Annotated in this window: 18 protein-coding genes; 12 read left to right on the top strand and 6 right to left on the bottom strand. The window is 69.0% G+C overall.

The window, feature by feature from the left end:
• Positions 1-49 precede the first annotated feature (49 nt).
• The gene (locus OG474_RS44780) at positions 50-1,039 is read right to left on the bottom strand and encodes an ArsR/SmtB family transcription factor (RefSeq protein WP_405059800.1); all 990 of its coding nucleotides are present in this window, start codon (positions 1,037-1,039) and stop codon (positions 50-52) included.
• A 93-nt stretch (positions 1,040-1,132) separates the two neighbouring features.
• Here OG474_RS44780 and OG474_RS44775 point away from each other — a divergent pair, with 93 nt between their 5' ends.
• The gene (locus OG474_RS44775) at positions 1,133-2,335 is read left to right on the top strand and encodes an MDR family MFS transporter (protein WP_405059799.1); all 1,203 of its coding nucleotides are present in this window, start codon (positions 1,133-1,135) and stop codon (positions 2,333-2,335) included.
• Here OG474_RS44775 and OG474_RS44770 read toward each other — a convergent pair.
• On the bottom strand, positions 2,268-3,590 hold the full coding sequence (locus tag OG474_RS44770) for an MFS transporter (RefSeq protein ID WP_405059798.1): 1,323 nt from the start codon (positions 3,588-3,590) through the stop codon (positions 2,268-2,270). The genes OG474_RS44775 and OG474_RS44770 overlap by 68 nt on opposite strands.
• Before the next feature lie 119 nt (positions 3,591-3,709).
• On the opposite strand from OG474_RS44770, the gene OG474_RS44765 reads away from it, so the two are divergent.
• Positions 3,710-4,651, top strand: coding sequence for an Lrp/AsnC family transcriptional regulator (locus OG474_RS44765; protein WP_405059797.1), 942 nt, complete (start codon positions 3,710-3,712; stop codon positions 4,649-4,651).
• A gap of 10 nt (positions 4,652-4,661) precedes the next feature.
• Positions 4,662-5,279, top strand: a complete 618-nt coding sequence (locus OG474_RS44760) for an HAD family hydrolase (protein WP_405059796.1) — start codon at positions 4,662-4,664, stop codon at positions 5,277-5,279.
• Here the strand turns inward: OG474_RS44760 and OG474_RS44755 are convergent, their stop codons facing one another.
• Complete coding sequence (locus OG474_RS44755; protein WP_405059795.1) at positions 5,280-5,900, bottom strand: TetR/AcrR family transcriptional regulator; 621 nt, start codon at positions 5,898-5,900, stop codon at positions 5,280-5,282. It lies immediately after the preceding gene.
• A gap of 107 nt (positions 5,901-6,007) precedes the next feature.
• Here OG474_RS44755 and OG474_RS44750 point away from each other — a divergent pair, with 107 nt between their 5' ends.
• On the top strand, positions 6,008-6,781 hold the full coding sequence (locus tag OG474_RS44750) for an SDR family NAD(P)-dependent oxidoreductase (RefSeq protein ID WP_405059794.1): 774 nt from the start codon (positions 6,008-6,010) through the stop codon (positions 6,779-6,781).
• A 162-nt stretch (positions 6,782-6,943) separates the two neighbouring features.
• Here the strand turns inward: OG474_RS44750 and OG474_RS44745 are convergent, their stop codons facing one another.
• A complete protein-coding gene (locus tag OG474_RS44745; protein ID WP_405059793.1) occupies positions 6,944-8,086 on the bottom strand; it encodes a hypothetical protein in 1,143 nt (380 codons plus the stop codon).
• 4 nt (positions 8,087-8,090) lie between these two features.
• Positions 8,091-9,395 (bottom strand): C39 family peptidase, encoded by a 1,305-nt coding sequence (locus tag OG474_RS44740; RefSeq protein WP_405059792.1) that lies wholly within the window; start codon positions 9,393-9,395, stop codon positions 8,091-8,093.
• 159 nt (positions 9,396-9,554) lie between these two features.
• Between OG474_RS44740 and def the strand changes: the two genes are divergently transcribed.
• From def to OG474_RS44715, 5 genes are all read left to right on the top strand, one after another.
• Positions 9,555-10,103, top strand: coding sequence for a peptide deformylase (gene def, locus OG474_RS44735; protein ID WP_405059791.1), 549 nt, complete (start codon positions 9,555-9,557; stop codon positions 10,101-10,103).
• A gap of 16 nt (positions 10,104-10,119) precedes the next feature.
• The gene (fmt, locus tag OG474_RS44730) at positions 10,120-11,046 is read left to right on the top strand and encodes a methionyl-tRNA formyltransferase (protein ID WP_405059790.1); all 927 of its coding nucleotides are present in this window, start codon (positions 10,120-10,122) and stop codon (positions 11,044-11,046) included.
• Positions 11,039-12,421 (top strand): RsmB/NOP family class I SAM-dependent RNA methyltransferase, encoded by a 1,383-nt coding sequence (locus OG474_RS44725; RefSeq protein WP_405059789.1) that lies wholly within the window; start codon positions 11,039-11,041, stop codon positions 12,419-12,421. Before fmt ends, OG474_RS44725 begins: the two co-directional genes overlap by 8 nt.
• 58 nt (positions 12,422-12,479) lie before the next feature.
• Positions 12,480-13,469, top strand: a complete 990-nt coding sequence (locus OG474_RS44720; RefSeq protein WP_405059788.1) for a DMT family transporter — start codon at positions 12,480-12,482, stop codon at positions 13,467-13,469.
• 159 nt (positions 13,470-13,628) lie between these two features.
• Positions 13,629-14,504 (top strand): hypothetical protein, encoded by an 876-nt coding sequence (locus OG474_RS44715; protein WP_405059787.1) that lies wholly within the window; start codon positions 13,629-13,631, stop codon positions 14,502-14,504.
• A 60-nt stretch (positions 14,505-14,564) separates the two neighbouring features.
• Here the strand turns inward: OG474_RS44715 and OG474_RS44710 are convergent, their stop codons facing one another.
• A complete protein-coding gene (locus OG474_RS44710) occupies positions 14,565-15,530 on the bottom strand; it encodes a DMT family transporter (RefSeq protein WP_405059786.1) in 966 nt (321 codons plus the stop codon).
• 122 nt (positions 15,531-15,652) lie between these two features.
• Between OG474_RS44710 and OG474_RS44705 the strand changes: the two genes are divergently transcribed.
• The 3 genes from OG474_RS44705 to OG474_RS44695 are packed head-to-tail and all read left to right on the top strand — an operon-like array spanning position 15,653 to position 19,675.
• Positions 15,653-16,849 (top strand): cysteine desulfurase-like protein, encoded by a 1,197-nt coding sequence (locus OG474_RS44705; protein WP_405059785.1) that lies wholly within the window; start codon positions 15,653-15,655, stop codon positions 16,847-16,849.
• A gap of 28 nt (positions 16,850-16,877) precedes the next feature.
• Positions 16,878-18,440: a hypothetical protein gene (locus OG474_RS44700; RefSeq protein ID WP_405059784.1), complete on the top strand. Its 1,563-nt coding sequence runs from the start codon at positions 16,878-16,880 to the stop codon at positions 18,438-18,440.
• Positions 18,440-19,675 (top strand): ROK family transcriptional regulator, encoded by a 1,236-nt coding sequence (locus tag OG474_RS44695; RefSeq protein WP_405059783.1) that lies wholly within the window; start codon positions 18,440-18,442, stop codon positions 19,673-19,675. The genes OG474_RS44700 and OG474_RS44695 overlap by 1 nt, the downstream gene beginning before the upstream one ends.
• Positions 19,676-19,708 lie beyond the last annotated feature (33 nt).

The raw sequence follows: 19,708 nt of genomic DNA, 5'->3' as shown, positions 1-19,708 counted from the left end.
GTTGGTGGCTACCCAAAGACGCGCCTCGTGCACAAAGAGCAGACTGAGCTCAGGCGGTATCGGCCAGCGGGTTGGCGGCGGCCAGGAGCTGGGTGCCTAGCGTGGTGCGGTGGTACAGGACTGCTCGGCCGTCGCGGCGGGAGTCGACCAGGCCGGCGTTGCGGAGAATGCCCAGGTGAACGCTGAGGGTGGGGGCGGAGACGCCTAGCTGATGGGCCAGGTGGGTGGTGGACATCGGCAGGTCCAGGTGGCTGACGATTGCCGCTCGGGTGCGGCCGACCAGGTCGGCCAGTGGGGAGTCGGTCGTGTCCTGGCGGTCCTCCCAGAGCCGGCCGAGGCCGCGCGGTGGGTAGGTGATGGTCGGCACGTGCGGCGCACCGGTCACGGGTAGCGCGGCCGGCCAGGTGAAGACGCACGGGACCAGCAGGACGCCTTGCCCAGCAAGCGGTTCGCCGTCGCAGCAGTACGGCCGGTCGATCTCGATCGTGTCCCCGTGGAAGCGGACCGCCGGATGAAGATTGCGGAACAGCCGGTCGATCCCACCGCTGGCCAGCTCGTCCAGCCGGAACGCGAGGTCCTCCTGCAGCAGCGCCCGCATCCGTCGCCAGTCCGGCTCGATCGCGCGCCGGAAGTACGACGCGAGTGCGGTCGTGATCTCGGAGACCGCTCTCTCCGGATCTTTGATCAGCGGCGGCACCAGCGGATGCGGGTTGTCGACGTACAAGGTGTTGAGCTCGCGCGCGACCAGGTCGAGTGGCGTGGCGGCGATCGCGGCCAGCCCGGACTCGAGGCTGGTGGAGCGGCGCGGCGGAGCGGGTGTCATGAAGTCCGGGATGTAGCCGACCGGCGGAATGAGTGCCCTGAGCAACGTTAGGTCCGGACCGTCGATGATCGGCCGGACCTTCTGCAGCCAGGGTCCGTGCACGCTGCGTGCCGTGTTGTTGCTCAGCGCCCGGACGCTTGTGACCGCTTCCCAGATCGGAGAGAGCGCGAACCGGATCCGGCCCACGTCGCCCGCGTTCAGCCTCAGCGTGATCACGAGATCATCGTAGAGCGCTCTCCGGCCGGCGGACAGGATTAGTCCACAGGCTAATCATCGACAGTGGCCCTCGGTGGTCCCGACAGTAGATCCATGAGTACAGTCACGGCCCCACCGCGAACCCTGCCCCGCGCGTTCTGGGCCTTGTGGGTGTGCCAGCTCGTCAACCGGCTCGGCAGCTTCGTGCAACCGTTCCTCGTCCTCTACCTCACCCAGGACCGGCACCTCTCCGCCAGTACGGCGGGCGCCGTGGCCGCCGCGGTCGGCGCGGGGAGCGTGGTCTCGCAGCTCGTCGGCGGCTGGCTGTCCGACCGCGTCGGCCGCCGGGCCACGATGCTGGCCTGCTTCTTCGGTACGGCGGCCGCGCTCGTCCTGCTCGGCGAGGCCCGGTCGATGCCGATGATCTGGGCGACGGCGTTCGCGGTCGGTCTGCTCGGCGATCTGTTCCGGCCCGCGGTCTCCGCCACCGTGGCCGACATGCTGCAACCGGGAGAGCGCGTTCGCGCGTACGGGCTGCTGTTCTGGGCGATCAACCTCGGCTTCTCGGTGTCGACCGTGAGCGCGGGCGTTCTCGCCTCGCTCGGCTACGGCCTGCTGTTCTGGCTGAACGCCGGTACGTCGGTCATCGCGGGGATCGTGATCTGGACGATGGTCCCGGAGAGCCGGCCGAATCTCGAGGAAGGCACGACCCGTCGACCGCTGCTGCCGGTCGTTCTGCGCGACCGGATCTTCCTGGCGGTGGTTCTGGTGCAGGTCGGGTACGCGACCATCTACTTCCAGGGCTACTCGACGCTACCGCTCGCGATGGCCCACGACGGTCTCCCGATCTCGCTGTACGGCACGGTGATGGCGCTGAACGGGATCGTGATCGTCGTACTGCAGCCCCTGGTGGTGAAGCGCCTGGCCATCTTCGACCGGTCGAAACTGGTGGCAGTGTCGATGCTGATCGTCGGACTTGGGTTCGGCCTCGGCGCGGTCGTCCACGAATGGTGGGGCTACGCGCTGTCCGTCGTGGTGTGGACGATCGGAGAGATCGGTTTCGCCGCCGTGATCGGTGCGGTCTTCGCGGACATCGCCCCGGGCGATCTCCGCGGCGGCTACATGGGGATCACCGGCATGGCGTTCGGCCTCGGTACCGTCATCGGCCCGCTGGCCGGCACCAACGCGCTCCAACACCTCGGTGCCACGGCAACCTGGATCGGCGTCGCCCTCCTCGGCGTCATCATCTTCATCGCCCAGTACGCGCTCTCTCCCGCGATCCACCGACGTACCGCCGAGAACGCGGCGACCGCATGAGGTGAGCGGTTACCACGGTCACGGCGATGACCCCGGTCGCGACCAGGAAAGCGGGCTGCGGGGTTGCTGGATGGTGCAGGAAGATCGTGCCCAGCGCGGCGACCCCGAGCGTGCCGCCGAACTGCTGGACCGCGTTCAGCAACCCTGCTGCGGACCCGGTCTCCTGCGGCTGCACTCGCTGCAACGCCTCGGTGAAGAACGCGGTGGTGAACAGCCCGACCCCAGCGCCGCAGACGCCCAACGCCGGCACCAGCCACAGCCGCGTCCCGACCAATCCGACCAGCAGGATGCCAAGGCCGACGTACATGAGGCGGGAGCCGAAACGCTGGATCAGCCACTGCCCTGCACACCAGGATGCGATTCCGGAGACCGCGGACCACGGGAGCAGGACCAGGCTCGCCCGCATCACGCCGTGGTGCAGCGTTAGTTGCTGGTGCAGGACGACGACCAGCGTCAGGCCGCTCATCACCGCGAAGAACAGTGCCGACGTCACCAGCGCCGCTCCGAACCCGCTCCGGCTGAACAGGCTCAGCTCGATCAACCCGCCGCGACTCGTCCGCTGCCGCAGAGCACAAGCGCCCAGTACGGCGAGCCCGATCGGGAGCAGGATCCAGTCCCGCGATTGCAGGATCGGGAACACCAGGAGAGCGCTCCCTGCAGTCAGCAACACCGTTCCGGGCAGGTCCAGCGCCGGTCGCTGCGGTGCACGCGACTCCGGCAACAGCTGAGCAAGCTCCAGTACGGCGAGCCCGAGCGGCACGTTGACCAGGAACACCACGCGCCATGACGTGACCTCGGTGATCACCCCGCCGAGCAGCGGCCCCGAGATCCCGGCCAAGCCCATCACCGGGCCGATGAACCCGAGGGCCTTCGGCAGTTCCGGACCGCTGAACGACGACCGGATCAGCCCGATCGTCTGCGGGATGATCGCGGCCGCGGTCATGCCCTGCACAACGCGTGCCCCGATCAGTACGCCGGACTGGGTCGCCACGGCACACGCGGCCGACGCCAGCACGAAGCCGACGACTCCGAGCCGGAACAGCCGGCGCCGGCCGTAGATGTCGCCGAGCCGGCCGCCGGTGATCAGCAGCGCGGCGAACGGCAACGTGTAAGCCGCGCTGAACCACTGGAGGTGGGACGTCGGTCCACCGAAATCGGCGTGGATCACCGGCGCCGCGACCTGGACGATCGTGGCGTCGAGCAGGTTCATCGCCTCGGCCACCAGGAGGGCGACCAGCCCTACCCATTTCCGCATCAACTGCCTCCCAAGGTGTCGGTGGCAGTACCGTCGCCGGTCGGCGGTGGATGTTCCAGTCAGCTGACATCAGCTGCAGAGATCTTCCCTCGGAGAGCGCTCTGCGTGATGATCTTTCCATGCTGGACGAGATCGATCGGGCTCTGATTCACGCGCTGCAGATCGCGGGACGCGCGCCGTACAGCCGGATCGGTGCGGTGCTCGGGGTGTCGACGCAGACTGTCGCGCGGCGCTACCAGCGGCTGCGGGCCGAGGCCGGGCTGCGAGTGATCGGACTGCCCGATCCGCACCGGGCGGGGCGATCCCAGTGGCTGGTGCGGCTGACCGCGACACCGCGGGCCGCACAAGATCTCGCGAACGCGCTCTCTCGCCGTTCCGACACGAGCTGGATCAAGCTCGCCTCGGGCGGCACCGAGATCGTGGCGATCGTCAACACCACCCCGGCCGACGGCAACACCCTGCTCCTGCACGACATCCCGCGCACGGCAGGCATCACCTCGGTCTCCGCCCACTACCTTCTGCACCTATATGTCGGCGGACCGACCGCCTGGGGTGCACGCGCGACAACCCTCACCCCAGATCAGGAGAAAGCGCTCTCTGGACCGCCGCTCGCCCCCGCCACTGCAGACATCCTGCCGACCGATCAGAAGCTGCTGACAGCCCTCGGTGCGGACGGCCGCGCCACGATCGCCGACCTCGCCGTACAGACCGGCTGGGCGCCGGCCACGGTCGCGCGCCGCCTGGCCGACCTAGAAGGCAGCGGAGCGCTCTTCTTCGACGTCGACGTCGACCCAACAGCCCTCGGCGCAACCACCGCCGCGATGCTCTGGCTGTCCGTCCCGCCTGCCCACGCGGACGCGGTAGCACGCGCTCTCGCCAAGCACGACGAGCTGGCCTTCGTCGCCGCAACCACCGGCCGAACCAACCTCGTCGCCCACGCCCTCTGCCCGAGCCCCGACGCCCTCCACACCTACCTGACCGAACGCATCAGCGCGATCGACCCCATCACCACCCTCGAGACAGTCCCAATCCTCCGCACCCTCAAATCCGCAGGGCCGTAGGGTTGCGGGTATGACTGAGCGGACGATCGACGCGGTGGTGTTCGACATCGGTGGGGTGTTGCTGGACTGGAGTCCGGACTATCTGTACGCCGATCTGATTCCGGATGCGGAGCAGCGGAGCCGGTTCCTGAGTGAGGTGGCGACGCCGGCCTGGAATGCGGAGCAGGATGCGGGGCGGACGTGGTCCGAGGCGGTGGGGGAGCTGGTCGGCCGGCACCCGGAGCATGCCGAGTGGATCGAGGCTTACGACACCGGCTGGCTGAAGATGGTGAAGGGTGTTTTCGAGGACACCGCCGAGCTGCTGAACGACATCCGCGCGCTCGGGCTGCCGACGTACGCGCTGACGAACTTCTCGCAGGAGAAGTGGGAGGTGGCGCAGGAGGCGTTCCCGATTCTGACCGTGTTCGACGGTGAGGTCGTGTCGGGGGCGGAGCAGACCGTGAAGCCTGGCGAGAAGATCTACCGGATCCTGCTCGAGCGCTACGACCTCGACCCGGCACGCACGTTCTACACCGACGACATGCAGTACAACGTCGACGGCGCCCGCGCGGTCGGGATCGAGGCCGAGCTCTTCACCGGCGCGGCCGATCTGCGCGCGCACCTCCGCAGCCGCGGGCTCGCGGTCTGATCAGGTGCCGTAGCGGGCGACCATCGTCCGGACGGCCTCGTCGACGACGGCCGTCGTACGGCTGCGGCTCACTTCCCAGCTGGGCAGGACTAGCTGCGGCCAGAACAGGTAGTTGGAGATCATTCCGAGGAACTGCGTCGTGGCCAGGTCGGGGTCGGTGACCTCCGCCGTCCCGGCCCGGTGTTCCGCGACGAGATAGTCCCGCACGGAGTCGAAGTACGGCAGCTTGCCCTGCGAGAAATGCGCCTTCGCCAGCTCGGGGAACCGTGGCAGTTCGGCGATGACGATGCGGAAGAGATCGGCCATCTGGGGACGCCCCAGCAGTACGGCGTAGCGCCGGCCGAGCGTGGTCAGGCCGGCGGCCAGGTCACCTGCGGCCGGTGCGGTGGCGCGCTCGTCCGCGTCGGCCCAGGACTCGACGACGATGGCGTCGAACAACGCGGCCTTGGTCGGGAACTGTTTGAACAGCGTGGCCTTGGACACGCCCGCGCTCTCGGCGATCCGGGCCAGCGACGTCCGGTCGTAGCCGAGCTCGAGGAACAGCCGGGTCGCGGCCCGCACGATCAGCGTGCGCTTCTCCTCGGCCACGCGCTGGTGGTACGTCGGTTCGGCAGTCGTCACCGTCCCATCATAGCGAGGTGGGTGGCTTGACTCACCACTCGGCACCTGCCTACTCTAGGCGAGGTGAGTCACTCGACTCACCATTGCGCAGCTTCGGAGGATTCCTGATGTCCCGCTTCGATCACCAGACCGTGCTCGTCACCGGCGGAACCGGCGGCCAGGGCGCCAGCCACGTCCGCGCCTACCACGCGGCTGGAGCCAACGTCGTGATCGGCGCCCTCAACGGGGGCCGGGGTGAAGCGCTCGCCGCCGAACTCGGCGACCGGGCGCGGTTCGTGCACCTCGACGTCACCGAGGAGGACTCCTGGACCGCGGCGGTCGCCGCGACCGAGGAAGCTTTCGGTGCGCTGACGATCCTGATCAACAACGCCGGGGTGCAGAACCCGCCGGCCCTGATCGAGTCCACCGCCCTGCCGACCTGGAGCCGCATCCTGGCCGTCAACCTGACCGGCACCTTTCTGGGGATCAAGGCGGCCGCGCCCGCGCTCCGCCGGGCCGGCGGTGGATCGATCGTCAACATCGCCTCGATCTTGGGCGCCGGTGGCACCGCCTTCTACGCGCCGTACGTCGCGAGCAAATGGGCATTGCGCGGGCTGACCCGGACCGCGGCTCTCGAGCTGGGTCGCGACCAGATCCGCGTGAACGCCATCCATCCCGGTGTCATCGAGACCCCGTTCATCACCGAGCCCGCGGCCGGAAGCACCGCCCCGATCTCGGACTTCTACTCGCCGGAGCCGTTCGCCATCCCGCGCCTCGGTGCGCCGGCCGACGTCACGGAGCTGTTGCTGTTCCTCACGTCACCCGAGGCCTCGTTCATCACCGGCTCGGAGTACGTCGTCGACGGCGGCCTGCTGCTCGGACCAGCGTTGAAGGCCGCCTAGGGCGTGTCTCTTAACTCCCCGCCTACTGCGCTGCACTCGGCACGGCACCTCGCCGCACTGGAGGCAAGGCCACGATGGAAAAGCATCGAGGCCTCCCCTCCAGCACGCCGAGCTACCGCACCGAGCACATGCTCGCTACGGCGCGGACTCAAGAGACACGCCCTAGCTCGCAGTAGAAGAAATGGCCTCGGTGTACGTCGGACTCGCGGACAGGTCGGCGGCTTCGACGTACACCGTGTTGTCCTGGCAGGTCATCGGCGTGAGCGCGACCCCGGGCTTCCCGCTGTAGATCCGCTGCGGCTTGGCCAGCCCGGCCGTCCACCGGTTGATCTGGAACGACTCCTCGCCGCTGCTGCCGACCGCCCGCGTCTCCCAGAGAATCCAGTTGCCGCAGGCAAGGATCGTGTCGGTCGCGACCATGCCGAGCGGCTTGGCCGGTCCACTCGCGGACTCCCGCAGATAGGCCTTGCTCTGGTACTGATCGGGATCCGAACCGGCCACCTCGGACCAGATCGTTGCCCCACGCACCGAGGCGCCGCTCCACTGGATGCACTTGGTTGCCGCCGGCACTGGCACGGCCGCGCCGCCGGACAATGGTGCGGTCAGCACCTGCTTGCACCGCTTGGCCGTCTCCGGAGCGGCGATCTCGCTGAAGGTCACCGTGTCCGCGGACACCACGGGGTCGGCGATGTAGCCCGGCGCCGCCACGCATCCAACCGTCCGTGAAGTCAACGCGGCCAGTGACGCGACGATCAGGCACGACCGGTTCTTCGCGTCGGTCGAGCTGTAGGCGAACGTCCCGTCGTACGCGCCGATCTCCGGCTCCGAGACGGCCGGCAGCTTGCCGATCCCGGCGCTGCGGCCGGTGCTCAAGTCATAACGGACGACTCTGATCTCCGGATCGGAACCCTCCGACCGGATGTCCTCGACCAACGCCCAGTGGTCGTCGATCACGACCGGCGACTGCGCCACGAATCCCTTCGCGGGGACGTGCCGCACGATCACCTTCTTGCTGGCCTTGTCGGCGATCGTGGTAGTGCCGGCCTCGTCGCTTCCCCGCGTCACGACGTACTTGCGCTGCTGTGTGACGAGATGTTGTCCGTCCACCGGTTGCCGCAGCACCTTCGCCCAGACCGGTACGGCGGTGTTGGTCTGCGCCGTCGGAGTGCTCGAGGGCGAAGGCGATGTCGGGGGAGTGCTGACCGAAGGAGTGGACGGCTGTGGCTTCGACGTGTTGTCGGAGGACGAGCAGCCGGCCACTCCCAGGACGAGAACGATGCCTACAGCAACGGTGGTACGACGCATTCGGTCACAGTCCGATGTTCTGGAAGGAGTTGGCCAGCGTCGCGTTGAACAGCGCCGAGGCCGGGATGTTCTTCGGGCCGTCGGTGACGTTACCCCGGCTGTTGAACCGGCGCTCGTTGAACACCTCGAAGATCGCGATGGTGCCCTTGGTGCGGTCGTAGCCGCGGCCGACCTGGTAGTGCCCGCTGTGGTTGAAGGCCAGGTACGGGAAGTACCGCTTCAGCAGCTGCACGTGCTCGATGATCGGAGCCGGCTTGCCGTCGCCCAGGTGGTTCTGGTGTGCGGTGAAGAACTTCTGCGTGTTCCAGTGCTTGACGTTCTGCACGACGTAGGTGCCGGCCGCGACATCCCAGTCGGTCTTCAGATTGGTCTGCTTCACCATCGCGGAGATCCCGGTCCCGGAGCTGGTCGCGCCGAGGTCCTTGGCCCAGGACAGTTGGGTGTCCTTCTGCTTGTCGTCGGCCCAGTCGATCGACTGAAACGTCGCCGGGCCGCACCAGTACCCCTTCTCCTGTGAGGTCTGGAAGCCCTTCATGATGTACGCCGAGTTGGGCGGCTTCACGACCTGCACCGGCGGCTGTGGCGGCGTACTCGGAGCCCCGGTCGTCGGCGTCGTCCGCGTCGGAGTGGCCGTCGGAGTCGGGGTCGGGGTCGGCGCTGCATCGGCAGCGGTGCGCTCGTCGGAGTCGCCGAGCAGCCGGAGCGCCCGGGCCTTCTCCCGGCCGTCCCACGCGGCCTGCATCTCGCCGAGCTCGACGGTCACACGCTCACTCTTCGGCAGCGCCGCCCGCTCTGCCACGAAGGACTGCGGGGTCTGGTCGCCGGTGTCGATGTCCTGCGCGACGCCGTCGGTCTCGTCCGCCGCGACATCCGGCGCGGTGACCGTCTCCTGGACCTGCGCGCCGGTCGGCAGCTCGTCGACGAACCCGAGCCCGAGGCAGTAGTTCACTTCCTGGAGCTTGAAGCACCGCAGCATCGAAGCGGCCTGGGTCGACTCGTCCGCGGCCTGGAGGTCGTCGGGCGAGGTGTCGACCACCTGCTGGCTCAGCTCGCTCCACGACTCCGCCGCCGGCGGGGTGCCAACCGCCGTACTGGCTGCGGTCGGTGCGGAAGTAGTAGGCGCCGAAGTGGGTACGGCGGTCGGCAAGCTCGTCGGTGAGGACGTCGGCGAGGTCGTGGGGGCCGGCACCGGAGTGGCCGACCGGATCAGCTCCGGATCGCGGGGCTGGTACGCGAAAGCGGTCAGGGGCGCCTGGGCCAGAAGTGCGCCCAGGACGATCAGAGTGGCCCCCCGTGCTGCTGTGGGCATTGTGTCTCCCGATAGGCGTGGGACGACAGTGACTGTAGGTACGCCTGGGAACACAGTACGTGTCTGAGGCAACAAATGGCAGCCCCCACCTGGCCCGGACCCCGGCCGCGGGCGCACTAGACTTGCTCAGTCCTGGTCAGTGAACGTTGTGGAGAGTCTGTGTCGGTCCAACCCATCCGCCTGTTCGGCGACCCCGTCCTGACCACGAAGGCAGTGCCGGTCGTCGACTTCGACGCCGAGCTGCGCCGTCTGGTCGCGGACCTCGCGGACACCATGCAGGCAGCGCCCGGCTCCGGCCTGGCCGCGCCGCAGATCGGCGTCGGGCTGCGCGTCTTCACCTACCACGTGGACGGCGAGCTCGGGCACCTGGTGAACCCGGAGCTGACGCTGTCGGAGGACGAGCAGTTCGGCGCCGAGGGCTGCCTGTCCATCCCCGGCCTGTACTTCGACTGCCGCCGCGCGCAGTCCGTGATCGCCCGCGGCTTCAACATGTACGGCGATCCCGTCGTCATCGAAGGCTCGGAGTATCTGGCCCGCGCGATCCAGCACGAGACCGACCACCTGGACGGCATCCTGTTCGTCGACCGCCTCGACACCGCGACCCGCAAACAGGCCATGAAGGCGATCCGCGAAGCCGAGTGGTCGGGCCTGTCCGGCCCGCCGCAGATCAAGGTTTCGCCCCACCCCACGAACGGTTTCGGCCTTTGAGAAACGGATTTGCCCTGTGAGAGTCGTTTTTGCCGGTACGCCGGAGCCCGCGGTCACCGCGTTGCGCGCAATCATTGCCAGCCGCCACGAAGTTGTCGCCGTGGTCACCCGGCCGGATGCCCCGGCCGGTCGCGGCCGCAATCTGGTCGCGTCGGCGGTCGCCCAGTACGCCGAGGAGCTCGGCGGCATCGAGATCCTGAAGCCGGTGAAGCCCAGCGACCCGGACTTCCTGGCCAGGCTGACCGAGATCGCGCCGGATTGTTGCCCGGTCGTCGCGTACGGCGGTTTGTTGCCGCAGGCAGCGTTGGACATCCCGGTGCACGGTTGGGTCAACCTGCACTTCTCGGTGCTGCCGGCCTGGCGGGGTGCCGCGCCCGTGCAGCACTCGATCATCGCCGGGGACGACGTGACCGGGGCCAGCACGTTCCGGATCGTGAAGGCGCTCGACGCCGGCCCGGTGTTCGGCGTACTGACTGAGCCGATCGGCCCGAGCGACACCTCAGGCGACCTGCTGGGCCGGTTGGCCGAGTCGGGGTCGAAGCTGCTGGTCGACACTCTGGACGGCATCGAGGACGGGATCCTGCAAGCGCAGGAGCAGCCGGCCGACGGCGTCTCGCTGGCGCCGAAGATCAACGTGGAGGACGCCGAGCTGGACCTCACGGCGCCCGCGCTGCGTGTGGATCGGCTGGTTCGCGGCTGCAACCCGGCACCGGGTGCCTGGACGACGTTCCGTGGTGAGCGGCTGAAGGTGCTCGCGGTCCGGCTGACCGATGAGGAGCTGAAGCCCGGTGAGCTGCGTGCGACCAAGTCCAGTGTCGTGATCGGTACCGGCAGCAAGGCGGTCGAGCTGCTGACCGTCCAGCCGCAAGGCAAGAAGCCGATGGCCGCCGCCGACTGGGCTCGCGGAATTCGTCTGACTGATGAGGACCGCCTCGGTGAGTGACCGTACGCCTAGAAATCGTGAGCCGCAGAAGCGGCCGGACAAGGTGCGGCAGGTTGCCTTCCGGGTAATCCGTCAGGTCACGTCGCAGTCCGGCTACGCGAACCTCGTGCTGAACAAGGCGTTGCGCGATGCCCGCCTGGCCGGTCGGGACGCCGCGTTCTGCACCGAGCTCGTGCACGGCACGCTGCGCTGGCAGGGCACGTACGACGCCTTCCTCGCCCGCTGCGTGGATCGTCCGCTGAACGAGCTCGACCCGGAGCTGCTCGACATCCTCACTCTCGGCACCCACCAGTTGCTGCGGATGCGCGTCGACTCGTATGCCGCGGTCAACGAGATGGTCACGCTGACCCGGGCCGAGATCGGCCACAAGCGCAGCGGACTGGTGAACGCCGTACTGCGAAAGATCAGCCAGCGCACGTTCGACCAGTGGATCGAGACGGTCGCGCCGTCGGTCGAGGAGAACCGGCTGCTGCACCTCGCGGTCGCGAAGGCGCATCCGACCTGGGAGGTCGAGGCGTTCGCGCAGTTGCTGGGCGACGGCGAAGAGCTGGAGGACCTGCTCGACGCCGACAACGAGCCGGCCCGCGTCACCCTGGTCGCCCGCCCAGGGCTGGCCACGGTCGACGAGCTGATCGAGGTCGGAGCCAGTCGCGCCAAGTTTTCGCCGTACGCCGCCATCCTGCAGAGCGGCGGTGATCCCGGCCGGATCGCGGCCGTCGCGACCGGTCGGGCCGGTGTGCAGGACGAGGGTTCGCAGCTCGTCGCGCTCGCGCTCGCGAACGCGCCGATCGAGGGTTCGGACACCGAGTGGCTCGACCTGTGCGCGGGCCCCGGCGGGAAGTCGGCGCTGCTCGCGGCGCTCGTGGAGAAGCGTGACGGTGCGCTGACTGCGGTCGAGCCGCTCGAGCATCGCGCTGAGCTGGTCCGGGCGAACCTGCGGGCGATCCCGGGCGACCACAAGGTCGTCGTTGGTGACGGAACCAAGCCGACCTGGCCCGAGGGTTCGTTCGACCGGGTGCTCGCCGATGTCCCGTGCAGTGGGCTCGGTGCGCTTCGGCGTCGCCCGGAGGCGCGCTGGCGCCGTACGCCGGAAGACATCGAGGAGCTGCGGCCGCTGCAGGAGGACCTGCTCGACTCGGCGATCAACTCGGTTCGGCCGGGTGGTGTCGTCGCCTACGTCACCTGTTCACCGCACCCCGACGAGACTCGTTCCGTCGTCGACGCTGTCCTGGCCAGGCGGGACGACGCGACGCTGGAGGATGCTCGGGAGCTGTTCCCGGACGTGCCCGAGCTCGGCGCCGGTCCGGACGTCCAGCTGTGGCCGCACAGGCAGGGCACCGACGCGATGTACCTGGCGCTGATCCGGCGGAGCTGAGGGTTCACCAGCTGGACCTGGTGTCAGGTGCATCAGGTGGAACGGTCATGATGGTCGGGTGACTGTTATCGCCAACCGCCCCGAGGTCTCGGCCCGCCGGCAGCAGGCCGCCGGGCTGGCCGCCGCCTTCGGCATCGGGGCGTTGTTCGCGATCCAGTCCCGCCTGAACGGCGGACTGGGCGAGCTGCTCGGCGACGGGATCCTGGCCGCGCTGATCTCGTTCGGCACCGGCTCGGTGATCCTGGCGATCACGGCAGCACTCGTTCCGGGAATCCGCCGTTCGCTCGGCAATGTCTGGCGTGCTATCCGCGACCCGCTGAACGCCGGCGGCCTGCGCTGGTGGCAGTGCATCGGTGGCCTCTGCGGGGCCTGGATGGTCACGGTTCAATCGATCACCGTGCACGTGCTCGGTGTCGCTGTCTTCATCGTCGCGGCGGTCGCGGGGCAGGCAGGCAGCAGCCTGATCGTCGACCGGCTCGGTTTCGGTCCGGCCGGTCGACAAGAGTTCAGCGCCCTGCGGATCGTCGGCGCCGGTGTCGCGCTGGTGGCCGTCGTCCTCGCGGTCTCCGACCAGCTCGGGCATTCGACCGGGCTGCTGCTCGCGCTCCTGCCGGCCCTCGGTGGTGTCGCGACCGCGGTCCAGCAGGCGATCAACGGCCGGGTCGCCCAGACCGCGGCCGGCGGCCGGTACGGCGCGGTCGCGGCCGGTGCGATCAACTTCGGCGTCGGCTTCGCCGCGCTGCTGGTGGTGTTCGGCATCGATCTCGTCCTGCGGGGCGCGCCGAACGCCCTGCCGGGCAACCCCTGGCTGTACCTCGGCGGTGCCTGCGGCGTGATCTTCATGAGCGTGGCCGCGGCCGTGGTCCGGGTGGTCGGCGTCTTCGTCCTCGGCCTCGGCACGATCGCCGGCCAACTGATCGGCAGCCTGCTCATCGACGTCTTCGCCCCTGCCGCCGACAAGCCGGTCACGGTCCCGGTCGTCGCCGGCACCGCCCTCGCCCTAGCCGCCGTCGTGGTGGCCGCCGTGCCGAACCTGCGTAGGAAGTAGTGGGGCCCGGACCGCCCCCACTCACCAACCTCCCTGGCTCGGGTACCCGCACGCTCAGCCGAGGGCTCTTGGTGGCCCATTTCGGGAGTTGGTGAGTGTTGGCGGTCCGCCTGTGGATAACTTCCGCGGTGGAACGGCGCGAACGTTCACCATGAAGTCATGAGTGAAGTCGCCGAAATGCTGAACAGACGGGGCGGTGTCGCGACCTTCGGCGACCTGCGCGCGGTGATGTCCGGACGGGCTGTCCGCCGCGCGCTGGCCGGTGGTGACATCCGCCGGGTCGCAAAGGGCGTCTACGCCTTGCCGACGTCTCCCGCGGCCCTGACCGCGGCCAGGAGCCACGGCGGCGTGGTTTCTCATCTGAGTGCCGCGCAGCACTGGGGTTTCGGCGTGATCAATCGCCCCGTACTGCCTCACGTCACTCTCCGGCCAGGCCGGGTCCGGCGGCAGACCGGGCTTGCGTGCACCTTGCACTGGGCAGAGGTGCCGACGATTGACGATGTCACTACTCCGCTCCGGACCGTGCTCGACTGCATTCGCACGCTGCCCCTCGCGGAGGCACTGGCGGTTGCGGATTCGGCCCTGCGTTCCAGGGCCTTCGATCACGACGAACTGCTGCAGGCCGCGGCGGCCATCCGTGGTCCCCACCGACACCGAATCTTTGCTGTGGCGGGTTTCGCCGATCTGCGTGCCGATTCAGTGCTCGAATCGGCGCTGCGTGCCCTTCTGATCGAGGCAGGTCTAGAAGGTTTCGTTCCCCAGGTACGGGTTCACGACGCGGAGTTCTCGGCCCGGATCGACCTCGCTCATCCCGGCCTTCGGCTCGGTCTCGAGGCTGACGGATTCGAGTACCACGGCTTCCGTCAGGCGCTCGTTCGAGACTGCCGACGACAGGTCGGGCTGACGGTGCGGGGCTGGCGGATCCTCCGTTTCAGCTGGGAGGACATCCGGTACGACGGCCAGTGGGTGGTGTCGTCGGTGCGGAGGGCGAGCGGACTTGCCCCACTCACCAATTCGATTCTGCGTGCTGCCTGACGGCCGGGCTGAGCGTGTAACACCTGCAGGATTCGAGGTTGATGAGTGGGGGGCGGTCCGCTAAGCCGGCTTCGGAGCTGAAACCACCGGTCGTGCGCGGACCCTGAACACTCCCTGGGAGATGGCGACGCCGAGGAGGACGACGAGGCCGCCGACGGGCTGGTACCAGGTGATGTGTTCGCGGAGGACGAGTACGCCGACCAGGATCGAGAAGACGGGCATCAGGTAGGTGACCATCGAGGAGCGGCTGGCGCCGATCAGGCGGATGTTGCGCATGTTGAGCACGAAGGCGAATCCGCTCCCGAGCGCGCCCAGGGCGAGCACGCTGCCGAGCACCTCGATCGAGAGTGACCACGGCGCCGGAGGCAGTTGCCGGGTGACGAGCGGGGCCACGATCGCGAGCTGAACCATTGCGCACAGCAACAAGGTTGCCGACAGTGCCGTCCCGGACACCTTGCTCCCGGCCAGGAAGCGCTTCTGGTAAGGAACCGCGATCCCGTAGCTGATCGCGGCGAGCATGCAGAACAGCTGACCGGTCAGATCGGCGCCACCGCTCACGTTCCACGCACCCAGTACGACGAGCATGCCGGCGAACCCGATCACCAGGCCGAGTCCGCGTTGCAGCGAGAAGAGCTCGGTCCGGAAGATCAGCACGGCGATCGGCAGCACGACGAGCGGGGTGATGCCGTTCCAGATGCCGGCGAGCAGCGACGGGATCCGCTCCTCGCCGTACCCGAACAGGGTCCACGGGAGCGCCGAGCCGACCGCGCCGACCACGAAGGAATGCATCCACAGCCGGCGATCGCGGGGGAGTGCTTCGCGCTTGATCGCGAGGAAGATCAGCAGCACGATCGCGCCCGCGGCGACCCGGCCGAGGGCGAGGTAGAGCGGCGGCAGCTCCCGGACTCCGACCGAGATGAACAGGAAGCTGCAACCCCAGATGGCGGCCAGGGCCAGCATGGTCGGAAGCCAGGCCCGGACGGGGATCTGGGCGGGCGATGTGTCAGTAGTCCTAGTGGCGCTCACTCCTGACATCCTGCACCACCCCACCGACATTTCGTAGCGCGATATCTGGATCCGGGCAGGCCTTTATCCGCGTTCGGGCAGACCCTGGCTCAGAACCGGTTCGGCGCGAGAGGATGACCGGTATGAGTGCCTTCGATGTCATTGCCGTCCGCAAGCAGTTCCCTGCGCTCGGTGAAGGCGCGGCGCACTTCGACGGCCCCGGCGGTTCACAGACTCCGCAGGCGGTCGCCGACGTGGTCGCGAAGACCCTCACCTCGGCCCTGGCGAACCGTGGCCGGCTGACTCCGGCCGAGCGCCGGGCCGACGGCATCGTCCGGGATGCCCGTACGGCGATGGCCGACCTGCTCGGGTCCACCGCGGAAGGCATCGTGTTCGGGCGCAGCATGACCCAGCTGACCTACGACTTCTCCCGCACGCTCGCGAAGGGCTGGGGGCCTGGCGATGAGATCGTTGTCACCCGCCTCGACCACGACGCGAACGTGCGTCCCTGGGTCCAGGCCGCCGAGGCCGTCGGTGCGACCGTGCGCTGGCTCGGGTTCGACCGCGAGACCTCGGAGCTCGACGACCTCGAGCCACTGCTCTCCGACCGCACAAAGCTGGTCGCGGTCACGGGTGCGTCCAACCTGCTCGGCACTCGCCCTGACACAGTCCAGATCGCCGAGCAGGTCCACGCCGCGGGAGCGCTCCTGTACGTCGACGGCGTGCACCTGACCGCCCACGCTCCCGCGGCCACGAACCACGCCGACTTCTACGTCTGCTCGCCGTACAAGTTCTTCGGGCCCCATCTCGGCGTGCTGACCGCGCGACCGGAGCTGCTCGAGACGCTCCGGCCGGACAAGCTCCTGCCCGCGACCGACGTCGTACCGGAGCGCTTCGAGCTGGGCACGCTCCCGTATGAACTGCTGGCCGGTACGACGGCAGCGGTCGCCTTCATAGCGGGATTGGGTGGCGAAGGCGCGACCCGGCGCGAGCGGTTGAACGACTCACTCCGATTGGTCGAGGCGCATGAAGACGCGCTGCGAGACGACCTCGAAGCGCGCCTCCAGGCCATCCCGGGCCTGAAGCTCTACGGCCACGCGGCCCACCGCACACCGACGCTGCTGTTCACCATCGACGGTCACGCCCCGACCGCGGTCGCCGAGCACCTCGCGAAGGCCGGCGTGAACGCCCCCGCGGGCACCTTCTACGCCTACGAACCCGCCCGCCACCTCGGTCTCACCGAAGGCGCGGTCCGCGCCGGGCTCGCGCCGTACACGGACCAATCCGACGTCGACCGCCTGGTGGAGGGTCTCTTGACGCTCGTCGAAGGCACTAACTAAAGTCAATGGGGAAAGTCGAGGGGGTCAGGTGAGGGAACCCAGCGCGGTCTTCGTCCAGGTCGGCGACGACCTGATCGCCGCCGCACAGCGAGGCGCCGCCTGGTCGGCGGCCGGCGTCGAGGTGGGCTGGAACGACGGGACCGTCGAGGTCACCGCCGGCACCATCACCCGCGTCGCGCTCCGCTGGTCCGAACCGCTTCCGGCCGGAGCCCTGATCCTCGGCGACGCCTGGGAACGCTCGTACGGCGACCTGCAGTGGCGGCATCAGCAGCCCGAACGCCTGCTCCCGTGGTACTTCCTGAGCCACGACCCGGCCACCGGCCGGACAACCGGCGCCGGGGTCGAGGTCCAGCCGAGCGCTTTCGCGGCCTGGACGGTCGACGCGGACGGCTACACGCTCTGGCTCGACCTCCGTAACGGAGGCGGTCCGACCAAGCTCGGCGGCCGGACCCTGACAGCGGCTACCGTCAAGGCATTCGACGACGCAGGATCACCCTGGCAGACCCTGAACGCAGCGGTCGCCACCATGAGCTCCCGACTGCCGGCGCGACCTGAGCCCGCGCCGGTGGTCGGGGCCAACAACTGGTACTACGCGTACGGCGAGAACTTCGACGAGAAGGCCGTCCTCACCGACGCCGCCACGATCGTCGAGCTCGCCGACGGCCGCCCGGTCAAACCGTTCAGCGTCGTCGACGACGGCTGGTACCCGGGCGGCATCGCCTCCGGCGGACCGTGGGACCAAGGCATCCCCGGAGTCTTCGACGACCTCGCCGGTACGGCGGCCGCGATCCGGGCGATCGGGGCCCGGCCCGGACTGTGGTTCCGCCCGCTCCTGGTCCGCGAGCCCACGCGCCATGCCAGGCCGGGTCCGCACGACAAGCCCGGGCGCGCGCTCGATCCGTCGTACCCGGAGGTCCTCGACCTCGTCCGCGCCGACCTGACCCGGTTCAAGGACTGGGGATTCGAGCTCGTCAAACACGACTTCAGCACGTACGACGTCTTCGGCGCGTTCGGACCGGCGATGGGCTCGCGGCTGACCGAGAGCGGTTGGCAGCTGCACGATCCGAGCCGGACGACGGCCGAGATCGTGCTCGCGTTCTACCGCGCGATCCGGGACGCCGCGCAGGACGTCGTACTGATCGGCTGCAACACCGTCGGGCATCTCGCGGCCGGGCTGGTCGACGTCCAGCGGACCGGTGACGACACCTCCGGCCGGGACTGGGAGCGGACCCGCAAGATGGGCGTGAACACGCTCGCCTTCCGGCTGCCGCAGCACGGCCGGTTCTTCACCGTCGACGCAGACTGCGTGCCGTGTACGCCGCAGACACCCTGGGAGCTGAACGAGCGCTTCCTCGAGCTGGTCGCCCGGTCCGGTACGGCGCTCTTCTTGTCTATCGATCCATCAGCCCGGACCGAGCGCACGGACCGCGCGCTGCGGGCCGGGATCCGGCTGGCGCTCGACGGCGGCGACGCGGGCGGGATCGAACCAACCGACTGGTTGGTTAACACGACCCCGACGGAGTGGCGCAGCGGGGGAGGCACGATCCGCTACGACTGGTCCCGACCCTGGGGAGCGGATCCGGTCTCGTGATGAGCACGCGCCGGGGCACGAATCTCGATCGCGTCGGTGGGTACAACGATGCCGTGGTCCTGGATGCGATTCGCCGCAGTGCCCAGCTCAGTCGGGTCGAGCTGGCTACGGCGACCGGGCTGTCCGGGCAGGCCATCTCGAACATCACCCGCCGCCTCCTCGACGCCGGGCTGGTCCGTGAGGCCGGTCGGCAGAAGACCACCGGCCTCGGCAAACCCCGCACGCTGCTGGAGCTCGAGCCCGGCGGCCAGTACGCCGTCGGTGTCCACCTCGACCCGGCGGTCGTCACCGTCATACTGCTCGATCTCACCGGCAACGTGGTCGCCAGACGGCAGCTTGCGCCGCCGGAGAATGATGATCCGGACCTCATTATCGACGCGATCGCGGAGACCGTCGAAGCCGTCATCGCCGAATCCGGTGCGGTGCGGGACCGCGTGATCGGTGTCGGGATCGCGGCGCCCGGCCCGATCGACGTCGAACGCGGCGTGGTCGTCGACCCGCCGAACCTGTCCGCCTGGCATCTGGTTCCGCTACGCGACGAGCTGCGCGAGCGGACCGGGATGCCGGTGCTGCTCGACAAGGACGTCACTGCCGCGGCCGCCGCCGAGAAGTGGGTCAGCGGGCCCGGCAACTTCGTCTTCTTCTACCTCGGTACCGGGGTCGGCGCCGGCCTGGTGCTGGGCGACGAGGTCGTCCGCGGCTCGTCGAGCAACGCCGGCGAGATCGGCCACGTGATCGTCGACCCCGACGGCCCGGTCTGCTTCTGCGGCCGCCGGGGCTGCGTCGGCGAGACCAGCCGGCCGCGGTACCTGGTCCACCAGGCCGTCCACGCCGGAGTGCTTGCCCAAAGCATCGACCTGGACGATCGGCAGGCGGTGGACGCCGCCTTCACCCAGCTGTGTACGCTGGCCGCCGCCGGGCCCGGGGCCGCGGCGGAGATCATCACGGCGCTGGCCGAACGGATCGCGCGCGTGGTCGAGGACGTGGCGAACCTGCTCGACCTGGACCGCGTGGTCTTCGGCGGCCCGTACTACGAGCAGCTCGCCCCGCTGCTGACCGACCGGGTCCGGACCGCGCTGCGGAGCCGCTTCACGGTCCGCACGATCCACGGCGTCGAAGTCACCGGTACGGCGCTCGGCGCGGATGCCGGGGCGATCGGAGCCGGCAGCCTGGTGCTGGACCACACGTTCTCGCCGGAACGCGAACTCGTTGCTGAAGGACATCCCCGTTGTTGAAAGATCGGCTGTTGGTGAAAGGTAGAGGGACAA

The sequence above is a fragment of the Kribbella sp. NBC_01505 genome (assembly GCF_045040285.1).
Taxonomy (GTDB): domain Bacteria; phylum Actinomycetota; class Actinomycetes; order Propionibacteriales; family Kribbellaceae; genus Kribbella.
This window is presented reverse-complemented; position numbering and strand designations above follow the sequence as displayed.

What these genes read in the sequence shown, in the direction of transcription:
- OG474_RS44745 (WP_405059793.1), bottom strand. Translation starts at nt 8,086, where the DNA reads ATGCGTCGTACCACCGTTGCTGTAGGCATCGTTCTCGTCCTGGGAGTG.
- OG474_RS44770 (WP_405059798.1), bottom strand. Translation starts at nt 3,590, where the DNA reads ATGCGGAAATGGGTAGGGCTGGTCGCCCTCCTGGTGGCCGAGGCGATG.
- OG474_RS44760 (WP_405059796.1), top strand. Translation starts at nt 4,662, where the DNA reads ATGACTGAGCGGACGATCGACGCGGTGGTGTTCGACATCGGTGGGGTG.
- OG474_RS44705 (WP_405059785.1), top strand. Translation starts at nt 15,653, where the DNA reads ATGAGTGCCTTCGATGTCATTGCCGTCCGCAAGCAGTTCCCTGCGCTC.
- OG474_RS44740 (WP_405059792.1), bottom strand. Translation starts at nt 9,395, where the DNA reads ATGCCCACAGCAGCACGGGGGGCCACTCTGATCGTCCTGGGCGCACTT.
- OG474_RS44775 (WP_405059799.1), top strand. Translation starts at nt 1,133, where the DNA reads ATGAGTACAGTCACGGCCCCACCGCGAACCCTGCCCCGCGCGTTCTGG.
- OG474_RS44750 (WP_405059794.1), top strand. Translation starts at nt 6,008, where the DNA reads ATGTCCCGCTTCGATCACCAGACCGTGCTCGTCACCGGCGGAACCGGC.
- OG474_RS44765 (WP_405059797.1), top strand. Translation starts at nt 3,710, where the DNA reads ATGCTGGACGAGATCGATCGGGCTCTGATTCACGCGCTGCAGATCGCG.
- OG474_RS44695 (WP_405059783.1), top strand. Translation starts at nt 18,440, where the DNA reads ATGAGCACGCGCCGGGGCACGAATCTCGATCGCGTCGGTGGGTACAAC.
- OG474_RS44715 (WP_405059787.1), top strand. Translation starts at nt 13,629, where the DNA reads ATGAGTGAAGTCGCCGAAATGCTGAACAGACGGGGCGGTGTCGCGACC.